We start from the raw sequence: 1,292 nt of genomic DNA on the forward strand, positions 1-1,292 counted from the left end.
GTCAGAACGATGCGCTTTTAGGGCAGCTGGTGTCGAAACTGTCGCAGTACCGCGCTATCGAGTGGCGCCTTTTAGCCGAAACAGGCTTGAAGACATCTGAGATGCTAGAGCGCCTACATGCGCTTGAGGCTTTTAAAACCGATGTTGTCATTACTTCCTTAGGTGTCAATGATATAACCGGCGGGACACGACTGAAACACTGGCTAGAGCAGCAAAGAGAGTTAAAACTGCTGCTTCAAGACAAGTTTCAAGCGCGTCATATCTTCTTGAGCAGTGTACCTCCCATGCATGAATTTCCGGCTCTACCTCAGCCACTTCGCTGGTTTTTGGGGCGTCGTTCTCGTGCAATGAATAGTGCTTTGAACGAACAGGCAGCACTAGATGAGGCTTTAGCTTTTGTTAGTGTTCAGTTTCCTATGCAAAAAGAGTTCTTTGCCAGTGATGGCTTCCATCCCAGTGCGCAGGCTTACCGCTTATGGTCAGAAGCTTTACTTGAGCACTTTAAAGAGCGTTGTTTATTGCCCCAGCGTTGAAGGTATCGTCGAGCAGCATTCCAGGCTGATCATCGCTTTTTTGCGTTCTGCTCCCCAGCGATATTGATTAATCTCCCCCGTACTTCTAATGACCCGGTGACAGGGAATCAAATAGGCAATATTGTTCTTCGCAATGGCTGAAGCGACGGCTCTGGTAGTATTTGGTTGATTGATTTGCTCAGCAACCTGTTGATAAGAGCGCAACTCGCCTTCAGGAATCTTCAGTAAGGCCTCCCATACCAACAGTTGGAAAGGCGTTCCTTTGCAGAGCAAGTTCAACTTGTTCTCGTTTGCTGGTCCAGAGTCGAAAATACGTTTTAGGGTAGTTAATGTGCTCGCTTGGTTTTGCTTTAGTTCAGCATGTGGCCACTCGCGCTTCATCTCAGCCAAACCTTCTGCTTGAAGCTCCAGTGAGTCAAGAAATGCCAATTTGCATAAGCCTCGTTGAGTCAGAGCTAGCAGACAATAACCGAAGGGAGAGGGGTGAAAGCCATAGTCTATTTGAACGCCTTGGCCACCACTTTTATATTCGCCAGGTGTCACGCTTTTACACTGAACCATCAGATCGTGAAGTCGGCCACTCCCGCTTAAGCCGCTGTTGTAAGCGGAATTAGAGACAGAGTGTTGCTTAAGTAAAGCTTTGGCTTTTTGCTTGGTCAGAAATTGTAAGAACTGCTTGGGTGATACCCCCGCCCATTGAGTAAACACACGCTGCAGGTGAAACTCACTCAAGCCAACATATTCGGATACCGCTCTTAA

General features: G+C 47.7%; 2 protein-coding genes. One reads left to right on the forward strand and one right to left on the reverse strand.

Annotated features, from left to right (window positions below):
- The coding region (locus A3763_RS19800) for an SGNH/GDSL hydrolase family protein (RefSeq protein ID WP_068760389.1) at window positions 1-533 on the forward strand (533 nt) is incomplete at its 5' end.
- Here A3763_RS19800 and A3763_RS19805 read toward each other — a convergent pair.
- The coding region (locus A3763_RS19805) for a methylated-DNA--[protein]-cysteine S-methyltransferase (protein ID WP_068760391.1) at window positions 516-1,292 on the reverse strand (777 nt) is incomplete at its 5' end. The genes A3763_RS19800 and A3763_RS19805 overlap by 18 nt on opposite strands.

Source organism: Oleiphilus sp. HI0128 (genome assembly GCF_001635365.1).